This window comes from Streptomyces sp. NPDC024555, from assembly GCF_055559335.1.
Genome location: NZ_JBVHKV010000005.1, coordinates 17,740 through 39,630, shown reverse-complemented (window position 1 = coordinate 39,630; position 21,891 = coordinate 17,740). Strand labels below are relative to the sequence as shown.

The window sequence follows — 21,891 nt, the reverse complement described above, 5'->3', positions numbered from 1 at the left end:
CTGGTTGTACGCGAATGACCGGAGACCTGACGATTGGTGATCGTTTACGCTCCCGGACGCGCTCCGGGGGCCGGCAGGAAGCCCGTGACCTGGAAGTACGTCAGATATCTCGTCAGAACCTCCTTGGTGAGGGGCTGTTGGCGCACGCCCGCCCCCTCGGCCGCCCGGGCGGTGCGGCCGGAGTCGAAGCGACGGTGGTCCGCCTCGTCCTCACCGGCCCCGTCGTCGCCGAGGAACAACTGCGCCGCGTTGTCCGGGTGTTCCGCCACACAGGCCCGCCACTCCTCGGGCGTCACGGGGCGCAGCTCGTACCCGAGGCGGGCCGCCACCTCAAAAACGCGGTCCAGGCCCGGCGCGTCCGGGTTGGTGTAGTGGTACGCCGGTGCCCCGGGCCCTTCGGCGGTGCTGAGGGCCACCACGGCGGCGCTGACGTAGTCCACCGGCACCCAGTCGGTCGTGCCGTGCGCGAGGTCGGGCACCGCTCCGGCCTGGAGGCAGCCCTTGATGAGCTGCCAGAGCAGATCGCGGTCCTGGCAGGCGCCGGTGGCGGTGTCGCCGCTGATGCGGCCCGGGCGGTGGACGGTCACCGGGAGGCCGCGCTCGCGGGCGAGCCCGACCAACTGCTCGGCGACCCATTTGCTCTGCGCGTACCCGTCGGGCAGACCGGCCGCCGGGCCGGTCGGGGACGACTCGGTGAGCGGTGCGGGGTCCGTCCCGCGCGACGGGGCGTACACACCGGTGGTGGAGACGTAGTGCAGGCCGGGCGAGCCGGAGTCCGCGAGGAGGCGCAGCAGTTCCTCCGTGCCGCCCACGTTGGGCGCGCGCAGATCACCGTACGGAGCGGCGAAGTTGACGCGTGCCCCGTTGTGCAGGACGGGGCCCAGCCGCCGGGCGAGGGCGTCCCGAACCCCGGGGTCGAGGCCGAGGCCGGGGGCCGCGAGATCGCAGGGGACGGGGTGGATCAAGTCGGCGTACCGGGACTGCCACAGGCCGTAGTGCTCCAGGTTGGCGCGGAGCCGCTGGGCCGCGCTGTCGGGGCTCGCGGCCCGGACGAGGCAGTCGACCGGGCCGTCCGTGGCCTCGATGAGGTCGCGCAGCAGGAACGCGCCGAGGAAACCGGAGGCCCCGGTGAGCAGGGGGCGCGCGGAGGGGTGGACGGGCCGGCGGGCCCGGCGCTCACCGGTGATGTCCGGCGCGAGCCGCACCTCGGCGGCGAAGTCCGGGGCCGCCGCCTCCTCACGCTCCTCCTCCCCCGGAGCCCCGCCGAGCAGCCGGTCGACGCCCTCGACGGTGGGCGTCGCGAACAGGGCGCGCAGGGAGGGCCGCACCCCGCAGCTCTCCCCGATCCGGCGGGCCAGGGTGACGGCGAGCAGGGAGTGGCCGCCCAGCGCGAAGAAGTCGTCGGTGACCCCGACCTCGGGCAGGCCGAGGGTCTGTGCGAACACCTCGCACAGGGCGCGTTCACGGGCGGTGCGCGGAGCCCGCCCGCCGGCCGGGGCCGCGCTCTCCGGGGCGGGCAGCGCGCGCCGGTCGGTCTTGCCGTTGGGCGTCACGGGGAAGGCGTCGAGCCGGACGTGGGCGGCGGGCACCATGTGTTCGGGCAGGGTGGCGGCGAGGTGGGCGCGCAGTTCGGCCCAGCCGGTGCCGGGCTCGCCGGTGGCGGCGGGCACGGTGTAGGCGACGAGGCGCCGGTCGCCGGGGCGGTCCTCGCGGACGGTGACACAGGCCGCGGCGATCCCGGGGTGCGAGGCGAGCGCCGCCTCGATCTCGCCGAGTTCGATGCGGAAGCCGCGCAGCTTGACCTGGTCGTCCACGCGGGAGACGTAGAGGAGGCGGCCGTCGGGCGTCCATCGGACCAGGTCCCCGGTGCGGTACATCCGGCCGCCGGCGCTGTCGAAGGGGTCGGCGACGAAGCGGGTGGCGGTGAGGGCGGCGCGGCCGTGGTAGCCGCGTGCGACGCCCTCGCCCGCGACGTACAGTTCGCCGGTGACTCCGGGCGGCACGGGGGTCAGCCGGTCGTCCAGGACATGGACGCGGGTGCCGTCGACGGGGGCGCCGATGGGAACGGTGCGGTCGGGGGCGAGGGGCCCCTCCGCGTGCTGGAAGGCGCTCATGGTGGCGCAGACGGTGGTCTCCGTCGGACCGTAGGCGTTGACGAGGAAGCGGTCGCGGGCCCAGGCGTGCACGAGAGCGGGCGGGCACGCCTCTCCGGCGAGGACCATGGTGAGGCCGGTGGGCAAGGAGTCCGGGGGCATCACGGCGAGGGCGGCGGGCGGGATGGTGAGGTGGGTGACGCCCCGGTCGCGGACCAGGCCGGCGAGGGCCGGGCCCGGCAGCAGGGCATCGCGGGTGTCGATCTCCAGGCAGGCGCCGTTGAGCAGCCCCATGCACAGCTCCCAGAACGCGGCGTCGAAGCTGACGGACGCCATGTGCAGCACCCGGCTGCCGGGGCCGACGCGCAGCCGCTCGCTCTGGGTCCTGGCCATGGCGCGCACCCCCCGGTGCGTGACGACGACGCCCTTGGGGCGGCCGGTGGAGCCGGAGGTGTAGATGACGTACGCCGGGTTGGCCGGGTCGATGCGGACGGGCCCGGGGGTCGCGCCGCTCTCGCCGAGGTCGTCGGTGAAGAGGTGCGGCACCGGGTGCTCGGGAAGGCGGCGGTGGAGTTCCGGGGTGGTGAGGAGCAGGCGGGGGCGTGCGTCGTCGAGCATGTACGCCAGGCGCCGGGCCGGGTAGTCCGGGTCCAGCGGCACGTAGGTGGCGCCTGCCTTGAGGACGGCGAGCAGGGCCACGACGAGCTCGGACGTCCGGGGCAGCGCGACAGCCACCCGGTCCTCGGGGCCCACGCCGCGCTCGGTGAGGTGCCGGGCCAACGCGTTTGCCCGGGAGTCGAGTTCGCCGTAGGTGAGGGTGGTGTGCGCGTCGCGGACGGCCGGGGCGGCGGGATCGCGCCGGACCCACGCGTCGAAGAGCGCGGGAACCGTCGTGGCGGGCAGGTCGTCGGCCGGCCCGGTGCCGAGAGCGGTGAGGCGGCTGTGCTCGGCGGGGGTGAGCAGGTCGTACGCGTGCAGGGGGCGGTCCGGGTCCGCGGTGACGGCGCCGAGGAGCCGGACGAGCCGGTCGGTGAGGCCCTGGACGGTGGGCGCGTCGAAGAGTTCGGTGGCGTAGTCGACGGTGCCCCGCATCCCGTCCAGGGCGCCGGTGTCGTCGTAGGTCTCGGTGAGCGCGAACGACAGGTCGAACTTGCTCACTTCCGCCTCGGCGGGCACTGCGGTGACGGTGAGGCCGGGCAGGTCGATGGCGGCGGCCGCCTGGTTCTGGAGGACCAGCATGGTCTGGAAGAGCGGGTGGTGGCTCTGGGCGCGTGCGGGGTTGAGGAGTTCGACCAGCCGCTCGAAGGGCACGTCCTGGTGGGCGTAGGCGGCGAGGTCGAATGCGCGTACGCGGGCGAGGAGTTCGCGGAACGTGGGGTCGCCCGAGAGGTCGGTGCGCAGGACGAGCGTGTTGACGAAGAAGCCGACGAGGCCGTTCGCCGCCTCGTCGGTGCGACCCGCGACGGCCGTGCCCAGGGGGATGTCCTCGCCGCCGCCGTGCCGGGACAGGACGGTCGCCAGGGCGGCCTGGAGCACCATGAAGGCGCTGGAACCGCAGCTGCGGGCGAGCTCCGTGATGTGGCGGGTGGTGGCCCGGTCCACCGAGAAGCCGAGCGTGGCGCCGGTGTGCCGGGACGTGGCGGGGCGCGGCCGGTCCCAGGGCAGCTCGATCGCCTCGGGCAGCCCCTCCAGCGCGTGCCGCCAGTGGGAGAGCTGGCGGCGGACGAGGCTGTCGGGGTCCTTCTCGTCGCCGAGCAGGTCGCGCTGCCAGAGGGTGTGGTCCGCGTAGTCGACGGGCAGCGGGGCCCAGTTGGGCGCCTCGCCCCGTGCGCGGGCGCGGTAGGCGAGGCCCAGGTCGTGGGCGAGGGGCGGCAGGGAGGTGCCGTCGGCGGCTATGTGGTGGACGACGAGCACCAGGACGTGGGCGTCGGGCGCCAGGCGGAGGAGGGTCGCGCGCAGGGGCAGGCTGCGTTCGATGTCGATGACCTCCGCGGTGGCGGCCGCGACGCGATGGCGCAGCTTCGCCTCGTCGACGCTCTCCATGGCGAACGGGATGACGACGTCGCCGGGTGGGGTGATGTGCTGGCAGGGCCCGTCCTCGCCCTCGGGGAAGACGGTGCGCAGGGCGGCGTGCCGTGCGATGACGTCGGCGACGGCGGTGCACAGCGCGTCGGGGTCGAGCGGACCGTCGATGCGTACGGCGAGCGGGATGTTGTACGTGGCGGAGGGTCCGTCGAGCCGGTGCAGGAACCAAAGCCGCTGCTGGGCGTACGAGAGCGGGAGTTCGGCCGGGCGCGGCTGCGGGACCAGCGCGGGGCGGGTGCCGCCCTCCGCGCCTTCCACAGCGGTGGCGAGCGCGGCGACGGTGGGGTGCTCGAACAGCGTGCGGATGTCGGTCTCGGTGTGCAGGGCGGTGCGGATGCGGCCGACGAGACGGGTGGCGAGCAGGGAGTGGCCGCCCAGCGCGAAGAAGCTGTCGTCGGTGCCGACCCGGTCCACGCCGAGCACATCGGCGAACAGCCCGGCCAGGATCTCCTCCATGGCGCTGCGCGGCGCCCGCCCCGCCGCCGTGCGCGGCACGGTGGGCGCGGGCAGGGCGGCCCGGTCGATCTTGCCGTTGGGGGTCAGGGGCAGGGCGTCCAGCGGCTGGATGACGGCCGGGACCATGTACGCGGGCAGCAGCCGGCCGACGTGGGCGGCGAGCAGTCCGGAGTCGGGTGTCTCGCCGGGGGCGAGGACGACGTAACCGGTGAGGGTGCGGTCGCCGGGCAGGTCCTCCCGTACCAGGACGCAGGCGGCGCGTACCGCGGGGTGGTCGCGCAGGACCGTTTCGATCTCGGCGGGTTCGATGCGGTGGCCGCGCAGCTTGATCTGCCGGTCGGCCCGGGCCACATAGCGCACGGTGCCGTCGGCGTCCTGGCGCACCAGGTCGCCGGTGCGGTACATGCGGGCCCCGTCTCCCGCGAAGGGGTCTGCGACGAAGCGGGTCGCGGTGAGGGCGGCCCGGCCGAGGTAGCCGCGCGCGACGCCGGGTCCCGCGAGGTACAGCTCGCCCTCGGCGCCGGGCGGCACGGGGCTCAGGGCGGCGTCCAGGACGTAGGCGCGCATGCCGTCGAGCGGGTGGCCGATGGGCGGGGCGCCGCCGGGGGTGTGGTCGGGGCCGACGTGGTGGGCGGTGGCGAAGGTGGTGGTCTCGGTGGGTCCGTACACGTGCAGGACGGTCGTGCCGGGGTGGGCGGCGGCGACGCGCTGCATGGCCCCGGGCGCGGCGGCCTCGCCGCCGGCGGCGACCAGGCGCAGTCGTCCGAGGGAGCCGGGGTCGGTCTCGGCCAGCACGTTGAAGAGGGCCGTCGTCAGGAAGGCGGCCGTGACGCCGTGCCGGGTCACCAGGTCCCGCAGGATGTCGGGCTGGAGCGGGCCGTCCGGGGCGACGACGACGCGTCCGCCGCGCAGGAGCGGGACCCAGAGCTCGAAGGTCGAGGCGTCGAAGACGTACGCGGAGTGCAGCAGGACGGCGTCGGCGGCGTCGTCCCAGCCGTGGTGGGCGGCCAGCGCGGCGATGTCGCCATGGCTGACGCCGACGCCCTTGGGCAGTCCGGTGGACCCGGAGGTGAACATGACGTACGCGAGCCGGTCGCCGCCCGGTGCGGCGGGGAGGGGGCCGGGCGTGGCGGGGCCGCCGGTGAGGACGCGGCCGGCGCCGTCGACGGTCAGCAGGGCGGTGTCCGGGCCGAGCCGGCGGACCCAGGGCAGCGTGGCGGTCGTCTCGTCCACGACGAGGACGCGCAGGGGGACGACGTCGGTGACCCGGTTGAGCCGTTCGGTCGGCCAGCGGGGGTCGAGCGGCACATAGGCCCCGCCCGCGCGCAGGGTGGCCAGGGAGGCGGTGACGGTGGCGGCCGAGCGGGCGAGGAGGATGCCGACGCCGTCCTCGGCTCCGGTCCCGAGCCCGGTCAGGGCGGCGGCGAGCCGGTCCGCGGCCCCGGTGAGCTGTGCGTACGTCAGCTGTTCGCCTGCGCCGGAGACGGCCACCGCGTCCGGGTGGCGGGCCGCCCGCTCGGCGACGGCCTCCGGGACGCTCAGGGCCGTGGTGCCGTCGGGCAGGGCGGCTCCGGTCCCCCGGGCGATCAGCTCCTCGCGTTCGCCGTCGAGGAGGAAGGGCGCGGTGTCGGCGCGGCGGCCGAGGTCCTGGGCCATGGCGGTCAGCAGTTGCCGCATGCGCGAGACGGTCTCGGCCACCTCCTGGCGGTCGAGCACGGCGGCCCGGTAGCCGAAGGTGATCCTCAGGGTGTCGCCGGGAGCGACGGTGAGGGTGAGCGGGTAGTGGGCGGCGTCGGTGCCGCTGAAACCGGTGACGGCGAGGCCGGGCAGTCCGCGCTGGGCGGTGCGCAGGGCCTCGGCGTCCATCGGGTAGTTCTCGAACACGACGAGGGTGTCGAAGAGTTCGTCCAGGCCGGTGACGCCCCGGATGTCGCTGAGGCCCACGTGCTGGCTGCCGAGAAGCCGGCCCTGCTCGCCCTGGAGCCGGGTCAGGTACTCCGCCAGGATCTCCCCGGGCGCGGGCTCGGTGCGCACGGGCACGGTGTTGATGAACAGGCCGACCATGGACTCGACGCCGGGCAGCTCCGGCGGGCGCCCGGACACGGTGGTGCCGAACACCACGTCGGACCGCCCGGTGAGGTGGCCGAGCAGCAGGCCCCAGGCGCCCTGGACCAGGGTGTTGAGGGTGAGGCGGTGGGCGCGGGCCGTCTCGCGCAGCCGGGTCGTCACGGCGGCGTCCAGGTCGAGGACGAGCGTCTCGGGCAGTTCGGCCGCGCCGTCGGGGCCTTCCCTCTCCGCGAGAAGGGTCGGCGCCTCGATGCCGGCGAGCGCGGCGGACCAGGTGTCGAGGGCGGCGGCACGATCCTGCTGGGAGAGCCAGACGAGGTAGGCGCGGTACGGGGTGACCCGCGGCAGGGCGCTGTCGTCGCCGCCGGCCGCGTACAGCTCGAAGAGCTCCCGTACGAGCAGGGGCAGCGACCAGCCGTCGAACAGGATGTGATGGCTGGTCATGACGAGACGGTGGCGCTCCGGCGCGGTCCGCACCAGAGTGAACCGCAGCAGCGGCGGGGTGGCCAGGTCGAAGCGGCGGGTGCGGTCGGCGGCGAGGAAGGCGGTGAGCCGGTCCGGCACCTCGTCGGCACCGGTCAGGTCCAGTTCCTCCAGGGGTACGGGGACCTCGGCCGCGACCGCCTGCACGGGTTCGTCCAGGTCCTCGTGGAGGAAGCCGACGCGCAGGTTGGCGTGGCGGCGGAGCAGGCCGGCGACGGCGGCGCGCAGGGTGGGGACGTCGACGGGCCCTTCGAGGTCGAAGACGAACTGCGCGGTGTAGACGTCCACGGCGTGCGAGTCGTACAGGGCGTGGAAGTACATCCCGGCCTGCAGCGGCGTCAGGGGGAGTACGTCCTCCAGTTGGAACCCGTTCATTTGCGTCCACCCCACTTGTTCTGCAGTCGGTCGATCTGGGCCTGGTTGAGCGAGACCAGGGGAAGGTCGGACGGCGTGTAGCCGCCTGCTCCGGGCTGTTCGGCGTGTTCCGCGACGGCGCGCAGGGCGCGGTTGAACGCCTCGGCGAGTGCGCCCACGTCCTCCTCCTTCAGCAGGTCACTGGGCCAGGTCCAGCGGGCCACCAGACGGGGTCCTTCGGGGAGGTCCTCGGTGTGCGCGTTGATGTCGAGGACGTGGTGCACGGGCATGCCGGGGTCCTGGCTGCGGGGTCCTCCGGCGTCGAGCAGGACCTCCCAGTCGCCGTCCGCCGCCTGGCCCGGGGCCGCGTACCGTCCCAGATAGTTGAAGCCGATCTGGGGTGCGGGCGCGGCCAGGCGGGGGCCGGTGGCCGGGTTGAGGTGGCGCAGCATGCCGTGGCCGACGCCGTGGTCGGGGACGGCGCGCAGCTGTTCCTTGACGCGCTTCACTGCACGCTCAAGGAGCGAGGGCCCGAAGCGTGCCGGGTCGCGGGCGTCCAGGGGGCCGGGGTCGACCCGGACGGGGTAGAGGCTGGTGAACCAGCCGAGCGTGCGGGACAGGTCGATGTGGTCGGCGATCTGTTCCCGGCCGTGGCTCTCCAGGTCGAGCAGGACCGCGGTGTCCTGGCGGGACCGCCAGGTGTTGACGGCGAGGGCGAGCGCGGTGAGCAGGATGTCGTCGACTCCGGCGTGGAAGGCGCCGGGGACGCTGGTGAGGAGGGGCTTCGCCCAGGTGGCGGGCAGGTCGGTGGTGAGGGTGCGGGTGCCGTCGGCGGTGTCCAGGAAGGGGTCGAGCGGCCGGTGGCCGAGCTGGGGGTCCGCGGTCCTCAGCGCTTCCTCCCACAGGGGCAGTTCGCCGGTGCGGTCGGGTGTGCGGGCCTGTTCGGCGAGGAGCTGGGACCAGCGCCGGTACGAGGTGGTGGGGGCGGGCAGCGCGGATGCGGTGCCGGTGGCCACCTGCCAGGCGTGGGCGAGGTCGTCGGCCAGGATGCGCCAGGAGACGGCGTCGACGGACAGGTGGTGCACGACGAGGAGCAGCCGGCCGCGCGCCCCGGGTCCGGCGTCGCCCCAGACGGCCTCGAAGACGGCACCGGCGGAGGGCCGCAGGCGTCCGCGGGCCCGTTCGCCCGCTTCGGTGAGCGCGGCCCGGGCCGCCTCGGCGTCTAGCCCGGCGATGTCGATACGGGTGAAGCGGCGCCGGGCGGTGACGGCGCCGGGCGGCAGCGCTTCGAGTACGGGGTCGCCCCCGGCGGTGCGGGTGACGCGCAGGCGGAGCATGTCGTGGTGGTCGGCGAGGAGCTGGAGCGCGGCGACGAGGGTGTCCTCGCGGGCACCGGCGGGGGTGCTCAGCACGCCGGACTGGTTGTAGCCGTCGGTGGTGCCGGGGCGTTCCAGGAACCAGGCGGCGATGGGGGTCGGTTCCATGGTGCCGGTGCCGTGGCCGTCCGGTTCGCCCGTGGCGCCGTCCAGCGGTGCGGCAACGGCCGCGATGGCCTCGGGGGTGCGGTGGACGAAGACGTCGCGGGGGGTGACGGCGAGCCCGGCTTCCCGGACGCGGCTGACGAGCTGGATGGACAGGATGCTGTCGCCGCCGAGCGCGAAGAAGTCGTCGTCGGTGCGGACTTCGGGTGCGCGCAGGACGGAGGCGAACGCCTCGCACAGGACGCGTTCGGACGAGGTGCGCGGCTCCCGGCCCGGCCGGGAGCCGTCCGGGCGCTCCGGCGCCGGAAGCGCGGCCCGGTCTGTCTTGCCGTTCGGCAGGAGCGGCAGGGCGTCCAGGGCCACGAAGGCCGCGGGCACCATGTACGGCGGCAGCGCCTCGGTGAGCCGGGTGCGCAGTGCTCCGTCGGTGAGGCGGGCGCCCACGGTGTACGCGACCAGGCGCCGTTCGCCGGGCCGGTCCTCGCGGACGAGGGCGCAGGCGGCGGTGATCCCGTCAACGGCGGTGAGGGCGGCCTCGATCTCGCCGAGTTCGACGCGGAAGCCGTTGAGCTTGACCTGGTCGTCGGCGCGGGAGACGTAGTGGAGGAGTCCGTCGGCGTCGCGCCGGACCAGGTCGCCCGTGCGGTACATGCGGCTGCCGGCCGGGCCGGAGGGGTCGGCGACGAAGCGGCCGGCGGTGAGCCCGGGGCGGCCGAGGTAGCCGCGGGCGAGGCCGTCACCGGCGAGGTACAGCTCGCCGGTGACACCCGTCGGTACGGGCTGGAGCGCGGTGTCCAGGACGTGGGCGCGGGTGTTGTCGATCGGGCGGCCGAGCGGAACGCCCCCTTCTTCTCCGTGGGCGGTGACGTGGTGGGCGGTGGCGTCGATGGTGGTCTCGGTCGGGCCGTAGAGGTTGTGCACCTCGGTGCCCCAGGCCCTGGCTGCCCGGGCCGCCAGGGCGCGGGTCAGGGGCTCGCCGCCGCAGGCGACGGCCCGCAGCGCCGGGGGCGCCGCCTCGGTCCCGGTCTCGGTGAGCAGGAGTGCGAGGTGGGAGGGGACGAACTGGGCGAGGGTGACGCCCTCGTCATGCATCCGGGCCAGCAGCCCGGCCGGATCGTGGTTGAGCGCGGCCGGTACGGGGCAGGTGGCGCCGCCGTGCAGCAGGGGCAGCCAGGTCTCCCACACCGAGGCGTCGAAGCTGGGCGAGGTGCGGGCGAGGACGCGGTCGTCGTCGGTGAGGCCGAAGTGGCCTGCCATCCAGGCCATGTGGTTGGTGAGCGCGCCATGGGTGACGACGACGCCCTTGGGCCGGCCGGTGGAGCCGGAGGTGTAGATGACGTACGCGGCGTCGTCGGCGCCCGGCGCGGCGGCAGCGGGCGGCGCCCCGCGTCCGCCCGGCCGGGCGGGCCGGTCGCCGAGCGCGAGGCGGGGCACGGAGGCGTACCGGGCGGCCCGCGCCGGGTCGTGGACCAGGAACAGGGCCGGTCGGGCGTCGTCGAGCATGTGCGTGACGCGGGCCTCGGGGTAGTCCAGGTCGACGGGCAGGCAGGCTGCTCCGGCCTTGGCGACGGCGAGCATCGCGACGACCCGGTCGGCGGTGCCTTCGGCAGCGAGGGCGACGAGGTCACCGCGGCCGACGCCCCGGTCGTGGAGGTGGTGGGCCAGGTCGTCGGAGCGGGCGTCCAGCTCGGCGAAGGTGAGCTGCTGGGCACCGGCCCGGACCGCGATCCGCCCGGGGGTCCGGGCGGCCTGGGCACGGAACGCCTCGGGGGCGGTACGGGCGCGGACCGGGCGGACCGGACCCGGGGCGGCCCGGTCCAGCTCGGCGCGTTCGGCCGCGTCCAGGAACGCGGCGGTGCGGACACGCCCGCCGGGGTCGGCGGCGAGCGAGGCGAGCAGCCGGGTCAGTCGCGCGGCAAGGGCGCGCGCGGTGGCGGGGTCGAAGAGGTCGGTGGAGAACTCCAGGTTGCCGTCGAGCCCGGTGGGCCGGCCCGCGGGGTCGCGGGTCTCCGTGAAGGTGAAGGTGAGGTCGAACTTGCTGATCCCGGTCCGCACGGGCTGCTCGGTCACGGCGAGGCCGTCCAGGACGAGCGCGGTGTCCGCCTGGTTCTGGAGGACGATCATGGTCTGGAAGAGCGGGTGATGGTCCTGCGCCCGGGCCGGGGCGAGGACGTCCACCAGCCGTTCGAACGGCAGGTCCTGGTGGGCGTAGGCGGCCAGGTCGAACGCCCGGACCCGCTCCAGGACTTCGGTGAAGGTGGGGTCGCCGGTCAGGTCGGTGCGCAGGACGAGGGTGTTGACGAAGAAGCCCACCAGATCGTCCAGGGCTTCGTCGGTGCGTCCGGCGACGGCGGTGCCGAGGGGGATGTCCTCCCCGGCGCCGTGCCGCGAGAGCAGGACGGACAGGGCCGCCTGCAGCACCATGAACAGGCTGCATCCCTGGGCGCGGGCCAGCTCGACGAGCGCCCGGTGCGTGTCCGCGTCCACGGGGAACGTGAAGGCGTCGCCCCGGTAGGTGAGGACGGCGGGGCGCGGCCGGTCCAGGGGCAGGGCGAGCAGTCCGGGGCTGCCGTCCAGCGCGGTGCGCCAGAAGTCCAGCTGGCGGGCGGCCCTGCTGTCCGCGTCGTTCTCGTCGCCGAGGAGGGAGCGCTGCCAGAGGGTGTAGTCGGCGTACTGGACGGGGAGTTCGCGGCGGCCGGGCTCCTCGCCCCGGCTGCGGCGGCGGTAGGCGTCGCCGAGGTCACGGGCGAGTGGGGCCAGCGACCAGCCGTCGCCCGCGCTGTGGTGGACGAGGAGGACGAGCACATGGGTCTCGGCGCCGAGGCTGAGCAGCCGGGCCCGTACGGGGAGGTCGGCGGTGACGTCGAAGGCGTGCGCCACCTCGGCGGCCAGCGCCTCGTCCAGGCCGTCCGGGCGGATCTCCCGGGGGGCCAGGTCCAGGTCGGCGTGGTCGGCGGCGAGGACGAGCTGGCGCGGGACCCCGCCGGTCTCGGGGAAGACGGTGCGCAGGCTCTCGTGCCGCTCCACGACGTCCATGAGGGCGCGTTCCAGGGCCGGGGCGTCGAGCGGTCCTTCCAGACGCAGCACCAGCGGCACGTTGTAGGTGGGGCTGGGGCCCTCGAACCGGTTGAGGAACCACAGGCGCTGCTGCGCGAAGGACAGCGGCAGCGGGTCCGGCCGGTGCGGCCTGCGCACCAGCGGCGGGGCGGCGGCTCCGGCTTCGTCGAGGGCGGCGGCGAGCGCGGCGGGTGTGGGGTGCTCGAAGACCGCCTTGACCTGGACCTCGACGGCGAGCGCGGCCCGGATGCGGGCGACGAGCCGGGTGGCGAGCAGGGAGTGGCCGCCCAGCGCGAAGAAGTCGTCGTCGGCGCCCACGGCCGGGAGGCCGAGGACATCGGCGACGAGACCGCAGACGATCTCCTCGCGCGCGGTGCGGGCGGCGCGCCCGCGGGCCGCGGCGTGCTGTTCGGGCGCGGGCAGGGCGCGCCGGTCCACCTTGCCGTTGACGGTCAGCGGCAGCGCATTCACCAGGACGAACGCGGAGGGCACCATGTAGGCGGGCAGGGACCGGCCGACGGCTTCGGTGAGGTCGGCCGGATCGGGCCGGAGAGCCCCGGCGGGCACCACGTACGCGACGAGCCTCCGGTCGCCCGGGACGTCCTCGCGTACGAAGGTGAAGGCGTCGGCGACCCCGTCGCAGCAGGCGAGCACGGACTCGATCTCGCCGGGTTCGATGCGGTAGCCGCGCAGCTTGACCTGGCTGTCGGCGCGGGAGACGTAGGCGATCTGCCCGTCCGGGGTCCACTTCACGAGGTCGCCCGTGCGGTACATGCGCCCGCCGTCCGGGTCGAAGGGGTCGGCGACGAACCGGGTGGCGGTCAGGGCGGGCAGGCCGGTGTAGCCCCGGGCGACGCCACGCCCGGCGAGGTACAGCTCGCCCGTGACTCCCGCCGGGACCGGGCCCAATGAGCCGTCGAGCACGTACAGCCGCATGCCGTCCAGGGGCCGGCCGATGGGCGGCGGGCCCGCCGGCAGGTCGGCGGCCACGTCGTAGCGGGTGGCGAAGGTGGTGGTCTCGGTGGGGCCGTACACGTGCAGGACGCGGACATCGGGCGCGGCGCCCGCGACGCGCTGCATGGCGTCGGGCGAGGCGAGTTCGCCGCCCGCGCAGACGAGGCGGAGTCCGGCGAAGGCGCCGGGGTCGGTGTCCGCGAGGACGTTGAGCAGGGCGGTCGTCAGGAAGACAGCGGTCACGCCCTGTTCGCGGACGGCTCGGCGCAGTGTCCCGGCCTCCAGGACGCCTTCCGGTGCGACGACGACCGTGCCGCCGCGCAGGAGTGGCGCCCACATCTCGAAGGTGGACGCGTCGAAGACGTACGCCGAGTGCATGAGGACCGCGTCGGTCGCGCCGTCGTGCCAGGCGGAGTCGTCGGCGAGCGCCGCCACGTCGGCGTGGCTGACCGCGACGCCCTTGGGCAGCCCGGTCGAGCCGGAGGTGAACATGACGTACGCGAGCGAGTCCGGGCCCGGTACGGGGACGGTCCTGCCGGGTGCCGGGGGCGCGCCGCGCAGGACGCGGCCGTTCCGGTCCACGACGAGGACCGGGATGCGGCGGGCGGTCTCGATCACCCAGGCGGACGCGGCGGCGGGCTCGTCCACGACGAGGACCCGCACGCCCGCCACCTCGGCGACCTGGTCGAGCCGTTCCCTGGGCCAGCGCGCGTCCATCGGCACGTACGCGGCGGCGGCCCGCACCGCGCCGAGGGACGCGGAGACGACGGCCGGTGACCGGGACAGCAGCACGCCGACGCCGGTCTCGGGGCCCGCTCCGAGAGCGGCGAGGGCACGGGCCAGTTCGGCGGAGACGGTGTCGAGTGCGGTGTACGTGAGCGTGGTGCCGTCGCCGGTCACGGCCACGGCGTCCGGGGTGCGGCCCGCCTGTGCGGCGAAGAGCGCGGGCAGAGTGGTGTCCGGTGCGGGGGCGGGCAGTTCGCGGCCGGTGCCCCATCCGGTGGTGCGGGCGCGCTCGTCCGGTGTCAGCAGGTCGTAGTCCGCGAGGGGCCGGGCGGGGTCGGCCACCACCTGTTCCAGCAGCCGGAGCAGGCGCGCCGCCAGGGCCTCGACGGTGACGTGGTCGAAGAGGGCGGTCGCGTACTCGATCCCGGCGGTGAGTCCGCCCCCGCCCCGCTCCTCACCGAAGGCGAAGGTGAGGTCGAATTTGCTCAGGCCGTTGTGGACGAGCCGGCCCTCGACATCGAGCCCCGGCAGCTCGGGACGTACGGCGTCCTGGTTCTGCAGGACCAGCATGGTCTGGAACAGGGGGTGGTGGTTGCGGGCCCGGACCGGGTTGAGGCTCTCGACCAGCCGCTCGAACGGCACGTCCTGGTGGGCGTATGCGGCCAGGTCGAACTCCCTCACCCTCCGCAGGAGTTCACCGAAGGTGGGGGCGCCGGACAGATCGGTGCGCAGGACGAGGGTGTTGACGAAGAACCCGACCAGGTCCTCCAGGGCCTCGTCCGTGCGGCCCGCGACGGGCGTGCCGAGCGGGATGTCGTCGCCCGCGCCGTGCCGGTGCAGCAGCGTGGCGACGGCCGCCTGGAGCACCATGAACAGCGTGGTGCCGGACTCCCTGGCCACGCGCAGGAGTCCGGCGTGCAGCCCGGGTGGTACGTCGAAGGTGTGGACGTCGCCCGAGGGGTCGGTGATGACCGGGCGCGGGCGGTCGAGCGGCAGGTCGATGAGCCCGGGCAGTCCGGCGAGCGCGGTGTGCCAGTGGTCCAGCTGCTGGCGCAGCACGCTTCCCGGGGCGTCCGGGTCGCCCAGGACGGCCTGCTGCCACAGGGTGTAGTCGGCGTACTGGATCCCGTCGCCGGCCTCGGGTCGCCGCCCGGCGAGGCGGGCCCGGTAGGCGTCGCCCAGGTGGCGGGCGAGCGGGGCGAGCGACCAGCCGTCGCCCGCGATGTGGTGCAGGACCAGCACGAGGACGTGGTGGCCGGGCGCGGTGCGCAGCAGCCTGGCCCGCAGCGGCGGCTCGGCGGCCACGTCGAACGGCGCGCCCACGGCGTCGGTGACGGCCGCCTCCAGCCAGGCCGGTGCCGTGCTCTCGACGGGCAGCCGGGGCGCGACGACCTCGGCGGGCATCACCAACTGGTGCGGCACGCCGTCGCGTTCGGGGAAGACGGTGCGCAGCGCCTCGTGCCGCTCCACGAGGTCCAGCAGGGCGCCGCGCAGGGCGTCGGTCTCCAGCGGTCCGTCGATGTCGAGCACCAGCGGGATGTGGTACGAGGAGTTGAGCCCGTCGAGCCGGTTCAGGAACCAGAGCCGCTGCTGCGCGTACGACAGGGGCAGCGGGTCCGGCCGCTCTGCCACGGGGCGGACCGGCGGGCGGGACCGCCCCCGGGTGTCCAGGGCCCGGGCGAGTCCGGCGGCGGTCGGGTGCTCGAACAGGGTGCGCACGGCGAGGTCGGCGCCGAGGACCGTGCGGACCCGGCTGACGACGCGCATCGCGAGGAGCGAGTGCCCGCCGAGGTCGAAGAAGCTGTCGTGCGGGCCGACACCGGGGCGGCCCAGCACATCGGCGAAGATCCCGGCGAGCAGGTCCTCGCGGGGGTTCGGCGCGCCGGAGCCCTCGGCGGTGGGCGCGGCCTCCTCCTCGGGCCGGGGCAGGGCGCGCCGGTCCGTCTTGCCGTTGGGCAGGAGCGGCAGGTCGTCCAGGACGACGACCGCGGCGGGCACCATGTAGTGCGGCAGCGCCTGCGCGAGGGCGTCGCGCAGGACGGCCGGGCGCGGCCCCCGGTCCGTGGTGACGGCGTAGGCGACGAGCCTGCGCTCCCCCGGCACGTCCTCCCGGATCACCGCGCATGCGGCGGTGACACCGGGGTGGGTGAGCAGAGCGGCCTCGATCTCGCCGGGTTCGATGCGGAAGCCGCGCAGCTTGACCTGGTCGTCGGCGCGGGACACGTAGTCGAGGAGCCCGGCCGCGTTCCACCGGACCAGGTCGCCGGTGCGGTACATGCGGGCGCCGTCCGGGTCGAAGGGGTCGGCGACGAAGCGGGTGGCGGTCGGCCCGGGCCGGTTCAGGTAGCCGCGGGCGAGGTTGGGGCCCGACAGGTAGAGCTCACCGGTGACGCCGGGCGGCACGGGCCGCAGCCGGTGGTCCAGGACGTAGGCGCGCATGGTGTCGACGGGCCTGCCGATCGGCACTGTCTCGTACGGCGTGTCCGGGGTGTCGGGGACGCGGTGGACGGTCGCGTCGATGGTGGCCTCGGTGGGCCCGTAGAGGTTGTGCACCTCCGTACGCCACAGCGCGGCCGTCTCCTCGGCGAGGGCGCGCGGCAGGGGCTCTCCGCCGCACAGGACGGCGCGCAGGCCCGGCAGGGGCGCGGCGTCGGCCGCCTCGGAGAGGACGAGGGCGAGATGCGAGGGCACGAACTGGGCGACGGTGACACCGAACCGGCTCATCCAGGAGACCAGCGTGTCCGGCTCCGTGTTGGCTCCGGACGGCAGCACGCACACCTCGGCGCCGTGCATGAGGGGCATCCAGACCTCCCACACGGAGGCGTCGAAACTGGTGGACGTCCTCGCGAGCACCCGGTCCCGCGGCGTGACCGTCAGGTGTCCCGCCAGCCAGGCCATGTGGTTCGCCAGGGCACCGTGGGTGACGACCACTCCCTTGGGGCGGCCGGTGGACCCGGAGGTGTAGATGACGTACGCGGGATCCGCCGGGCGGGGTGTGTACGGGAGCTGCGTGGCGGGGTGCGCGGGCGGCTGGAGCGGTGCGTCGAGGGCGAGTCGCGGGATGTCGCCGGTGGGCACGTCGTCGCCCTCGGTAAGGACCAGGGCGGGGCGCGCGTCGTCCAGCATGTGGCGGATGCGGGCGTGCGGGTAGGCGGGGTCGACCGGCAGGTACGCGGCGCCCGACCGCAGCACGGCCAGCATCGCTACGACGGTGTGCGCGGAGGGCGGCGCGGCGATGGCGACCGTGGTCTCCCGGCCCGCACCGCGCTCGTGCAGCACGTGGGCGAGGGCGTCGGCCCGGGCGTCGAGCTCGGCGTAGGTGAGGTGGGTGCGCTCGTCGCGCACGGCGACGGCTTCCGGCGTACGCAGGGCCTGTTCCCGGACCGCTGCGGGGGCGGTGAGCACCGGCAGGGGGCGGGGTGCGCCGAGACCCCGCGCGAGGAGGTCGTTCCGCTCGGCCGGGGTCAGGGGGTCCAGTTCGCCGATGGGGCGGCCCGGTTCGGTGACGGCCTGGGTGAGGACGTGGGCGAAGCGGGCGCAGAGGGCGCGGGCGGTGGCGGCGTCGAAGAGGTCGGTGGCGTACTCCAGGTAGCCGCCGATGCCCCCGGCGGCCTCCCCGGCCTCCGGCTCGCCGGTGGTCTCGGTCAGCGAGAAGGTGAGGTCGAACTTGCTGCCGCCGTGGTGCCGGGACCGGTCGCGGACGGTGATGCCGGGCAGCTTCGGCTCGGCCCGGTCCTGGTTCTGGAGGACCAGCATCGTCTGGAAGAGGGGGTGGTGGTCGCCGGACCGCTCCGGGTTGACGGCCTCCACGACCCGTTCGAAGGGCAGGTCGCTGTGGCCGAAGGCTGCTATGTCGGACTGCTTGACCCGGTCGAGGAGTTCACGGAACGTCGGCTCGCCGGAGAGGTCGGTGCGCAGGACGACGGTGTTGACGAAGAAGCCGACCAGTTCGTCCAGCACCTCGTCGGTGCGCCCGGCCACCGCGGTGCCCAGCGGGATGTCGCTGCCCGCACCGTGGGCGCCGAGCGTCACGGCGAGGGCCGCCTGGAGCACCATGAACGGCGTGCACCCGGCGGTACGGGCGAGCCGGACGAGCGCGGTGTGCGCCGGGGCGGGCAGGTCGAAGGGGACGGACGCGCCCCGGTGGCTGGGCACGGCGGGGCGGGGCCGGTCGAGGGGCAGGTCGAGCAGGCCGGGGGCGCCGCGCAGCGCCTCCTGCCAGAAGGCGGTCTGCCGGGCGGCGAGGCTGTCCGGATCGCCGTCGTCGCCGAGCAGTCGGCGCTGCCAGAGGGTGTAGTCGGCGTACTGCACGCGCAGCGGCGCCCAGTCGGGGGCGCCCGCGCCCCGGGACCTGGCCAGGTAGGCGGCGGAGAGGTCGCGGCAGAGCGGGGCGAGGGACCAGCCGTCGGCGACGATGTGGTGCAGCACGAGGACCAGGACGTGCCGGGCGGGCCCGCGCCGGAGCAGGTGGGCACGGACGGCGGGGTCCCTGCTCAGGTCGAACGGGGCGGTGCTCAGGCGGCGTACCGTTTCCGCCTCCCAGGCGTCGGCGTCCCCGTCCGCCGGGGGGTGTGCGACGTGGAGGGGGACGAGCGAAGCGGCGGCCTCCGCGTCGGTGATCCGCTGGCGGGCGACGCCGTCGTGCTCGGCGAACACGGTGCGCAGGCTCTCGTGCCGGACGGCGACATCGGCCAGGGCGCGGCGCAGCGCCTCGGCGTCCAGGGGGCCGTCGAGCTCCAGGACGAGCGGGACGTTGTAGGTGTCGCCGGGCGCCTCGGACCGGTTGAGGAACCAGAGGCGCTGCTGCGCGAAGGACAGCGGCAGCACCTCGGGCCGGGGCTGCGGTACGAGGACGGGCCGGGCGGCGCCCGCGGTGTCCAGGGCGGCGGCCAGGGAGGCGACCGTGGGGTGGTCGAAGAGGGTGGCGAGGGCGAGTTCGACGCCGAGGGCGGCCCTGACCCGGCCGGTGAGGCGGGTGGCGAGCAGCGAGTGGCCGCCCAGGGCGAAGAAGCTGTCGTCCACCCCGACCGCGCGGACGCCCAGCACGTCCGCGAACAGCCCGGCGAGTACCTCCTCGTACGCGGTGCGCGGCGCCCGTCCGGTGCCGGTGGCGGTCCGGGGCGCGGGCAGGGCGCGGCGGTCGACCTTGCCGTTGGGGTTGAGGGGCAGGGCGTCGAGGACGACGAAGGCGGACGGCACCATGTACGCGGGCAGCGTGCGCCCGACCCGGCGGGCCAGCGCGGCGGTGTCCGCTCGGGCTCCGGGCGCGGGCACCACGTAGGCGACGAGCCTGGGGTCGCCGGGCGTGTCCTCGCGGACGACGACGCAGGCGCCACGCACGTCCGGGTCGGTGAGCAGGGCGTGCTCGGTCTCGGCCGGTTCGATGCGGAAGCCGCGCAGCTTGACCTGGCCGTCGGCGCGCCCGACGTACTCGATGTCGCCCGCGCCGGTCCAGCGCGCGAGGTCGCCGGTGCGGTACATCCGGCTGCCGGGCGGGCCGTACGGGTCGGCGACGAAGCGGGTGGCGGTGAGCGCGGCGCGGCCCTGGTAGCCGCGGGCGACGCCGTGCCCGCTCACGTAGAGCTCCCCCACCACGCCGGGCGGCACCAGGTTCAGGGCGCCGTCGAGGACGTACAGGCCCATCCCGTCCAGCGGGCGGCCGATGGGCGGCGCACCGGGCGTTCCGGCGGTGACGGGGTGCCGGGTGGCGAAGGAGGTGGCCTCGGTGGGGCCGTACACGTGCAGGACGCTCGTGCGCGGTGAGGCGGCGGCCACGCGCTGCATGAGGCCGGGGGTCGCGGCCTCGCCCCCGGCGGCGACCAGGCGCAGTCCCGCGAAGACCGCGGGGTCCGCCTCGGCCATCACGTTGAACAGGGCGGTCGTGAGGAACAGCGCGGTGACGCCGTGCCGTTCGACCGCCTCCCGGACGGTGCGCCCCTCCAGGACGCCGCCGGGGGCGACGACCACCCGGCCGCCGTTCAGGAGCGGCACCCAGAGCTCGAAGGTGGAGGCGTCGAAGACGTACGCGGAGTGCATGAGGACCGCGCCGGACACCCCGTCGGTCCAGGCGCTGTCGGCGGCGAGGGCCAGCACGTCGGCGTGGGTGACGCCGACGCCTTTGGGCAGTCCGGTGGAGCCGGAGGTGAACATGACGTACGCGAGCCGGTCGGGTCTGCTGATCCGGGGCAGCGCTCCGGGCCGTTCCGGCGCTCCGTCGAGCACCCGGCCGCAGCGGTCCACGACGAGGAGCGGCAGACGGGCAGCGGCCTCCCGGACCCAGGGTTCGCGGGCGGTCCACTCGTCGGCGATCAGGGCGCGCACGCGGGCCGACCCGGCGACCCGGCCGAGCCGTTCGGCGGGCCAGGCCGCGTCCATCGGGACGTAGGCGGCGCCTGCGGCGACGGTCGCGAGGGTGGCGGCCGGGACCGCGGCCGAGCGCCCCAGGAGCACCCCGACGCCGTCCTCGGCACCGATGCCCCAGCCGGTCAGCGCGCCCGCCAGGTCAGCGGTCACCCGGTCGAGTTGCCGGTAGGAGAGGGTGTGCGCCCCGTCCTCGACGGCGGGGGCGTCCGGGGTCCGGCGCACCTGGTCCCGGAACGCCTCCGGCAGGGTTCGCGCGACGGCCGGCTCGGGCAGGGCGGTGCCGAGTCCCTGGGCGCGCAGGGCGGTGCCGGTGGCTTCGTCCACGAGCGGCAGGTCGCCCAGGGGCAGGCCGGGGTCGGCGGCCGCCAGGGCGGAGACGAAGGACACGACGGCCTGCTCGTGCAGCCGCACGTCCTCGGGGTGGTAGAGGTCGGGGCGGGCGTCGAACCCGATCAACGGCCCCTTGCCTTCGGCCCGTTCGGAGACGAAGAGCGACACGTCGTCCACCGGGCCGACCGACAGCACCCGGGAGGGCGCGGGGATTCCGGCGAAGTCCCGGTCGTAGTCGTAGCCCATGATGTTGACGACGATGCCGGTGAGGCGGGCAGCGTCGTCGCCCGGGTTCAGTTCGCGGGCGAGTTGTTCGCGGGAGAAGCGCCGATGGCGCAGGGCCCCGCGCATCTCGGCCGCGGCCTCGCGGACGAGGTCGCCGACGGACATGGCGTCGGTGGGCGTCAGGCGCAGCGGCAGGATGTTGGCGGTCATGCCGACGATGTGCCGCAGCCCGCCGTGCCGGCCGTTGGAGGCGAGGCCCACGGTGACCTCGCGGGTGCCGGTGACCCGGGCGGTGTACGCGGCGACCGCGGCGACCAGGACGGCGCTCCACGTGGTGCGGTGGGCGGCGGCGAGCCGGCGCAGGCCCTCGAAGACCTCGGCGGACAGGGACTCGCCGGTGTGGAGCCGTATGCCGGAGGTGGCCGGTGCCTGGTCCGCCGGTGCGGGGAGGTCGGTGCGGCGGCGGATGAGGGTCCGGCCGCTGTGCGTGCCGTCGTCCCCGGTGGTGTCGGGGGCCTGCTCCGCGAACCTGGCGGTCCAGTAGGCGCGGTCGGCCTCGTGGCGGCCGGATTCGCGGTAGGCCGTCTCGTCGGCGACGAGTTCGCGCAGGGGCGCTGCGGGCAGCGTGATCCCGGCGAGGTCCTCGCCCCGCACCGCGCGTCCGTAGAGGTCGGCCACGACGCGGGTGAAGACGGCGCCACCGAGGCCGTCGACGGCTATGTGGTGGAAGCGGACGTACCAGTAGGACAGCCCGGCACCGGCGCGGAGCAGGGCCAGGTGGTGGCGGGGGCGGTGCGGGGTGTCCGGCGTGGCCATGTCCGTCGCCAGGTAGCGCTCGACCTCGGCGGCGGGGTCGGCGGCCCCGGACACGTCCACGATCCGGAGCCGGCGGGCGCCCGGCTCGCGGACGACGCGCTGCAGGAGGGTGTCGCCCTCCGTGACGAACTCCAGGTTTATGCTGTCGCACAGCTCGCAGGCCCGGTCGACGGCGGCGGCGAATAGCACCTCGTCCAAGTCGCCCCGGATCTCGAAGCATTCACCGATGTTGTATTTCGGGCTGTCGGGGTCGACGAGTTGCCCGTACCAGACGCCCTGCTGTGCTGCGGTCGTCCCGAAGAACTCTTCGGGAGTGGATTCCGGGGATACATAGCCGTTTTCGCGCATGCCGGGACACACCTTCCGGGAAAGCTTGCGGGGGACGAAGAGGGCAGGACGAA

The 21,891-nt window shown here is 75.2% G+C and carries 2 protein-coding genes; both read right to left on the bottom strand.

What is annotated here, in order from left to right:
• Window positions 1-44 precede the first annotated feature (44 nt).
• Window positions 45-7,559: an amino acid adenylation domain-containing protein gene (locus ACZ4FH_RS09780; RefSeq protein WP_467303581.1), complete on the bottom strand. Its 7,515-nt coding sequence runs from the start codon at window positions 7,557-7,559 to the stop codon at window positions 45-47.
• The gene (locus ACZ4FH_RS09775; RefSeq protein WP_467303580.1) at window positions 7,556-21,838 is read right to left on the bottom strand and encodes an amino acid adenylation domain-containing protein; all 14,283 of its coding nucleotides are present in this window, start codon (window positions 21,836-21,838) and stop codon (window positions 7,556-7,558) included. The genes ACZ4FH_RS09780 and ACZ4FH_RS09775 overlap by 4 nt, the downstream gene beginning before the upstream one ends.
• Between the last annotated feature and the right edge of the window lie 53 nt (window positions 21,839-21,891).

What these genes read in the sequence shown, in the direction of transcription:
- ACZ4FH_RS09780 (WP_467303581.1), bottom strand. Translation starts at nt 7,559, where the DNA reads ATGAACGGGTTCCAACTGGAGGACGTACTCCCCCTGACGCCGCTGCAG.
- ACZ4FH_RS09775 (WP_467303580.1), bottom strand. Translation starts at nt 21,838, where the DNA reads ATGCGCGAAAACGGCTATGTATCCCCGGAATCCACTCCCGAAGAGTTC.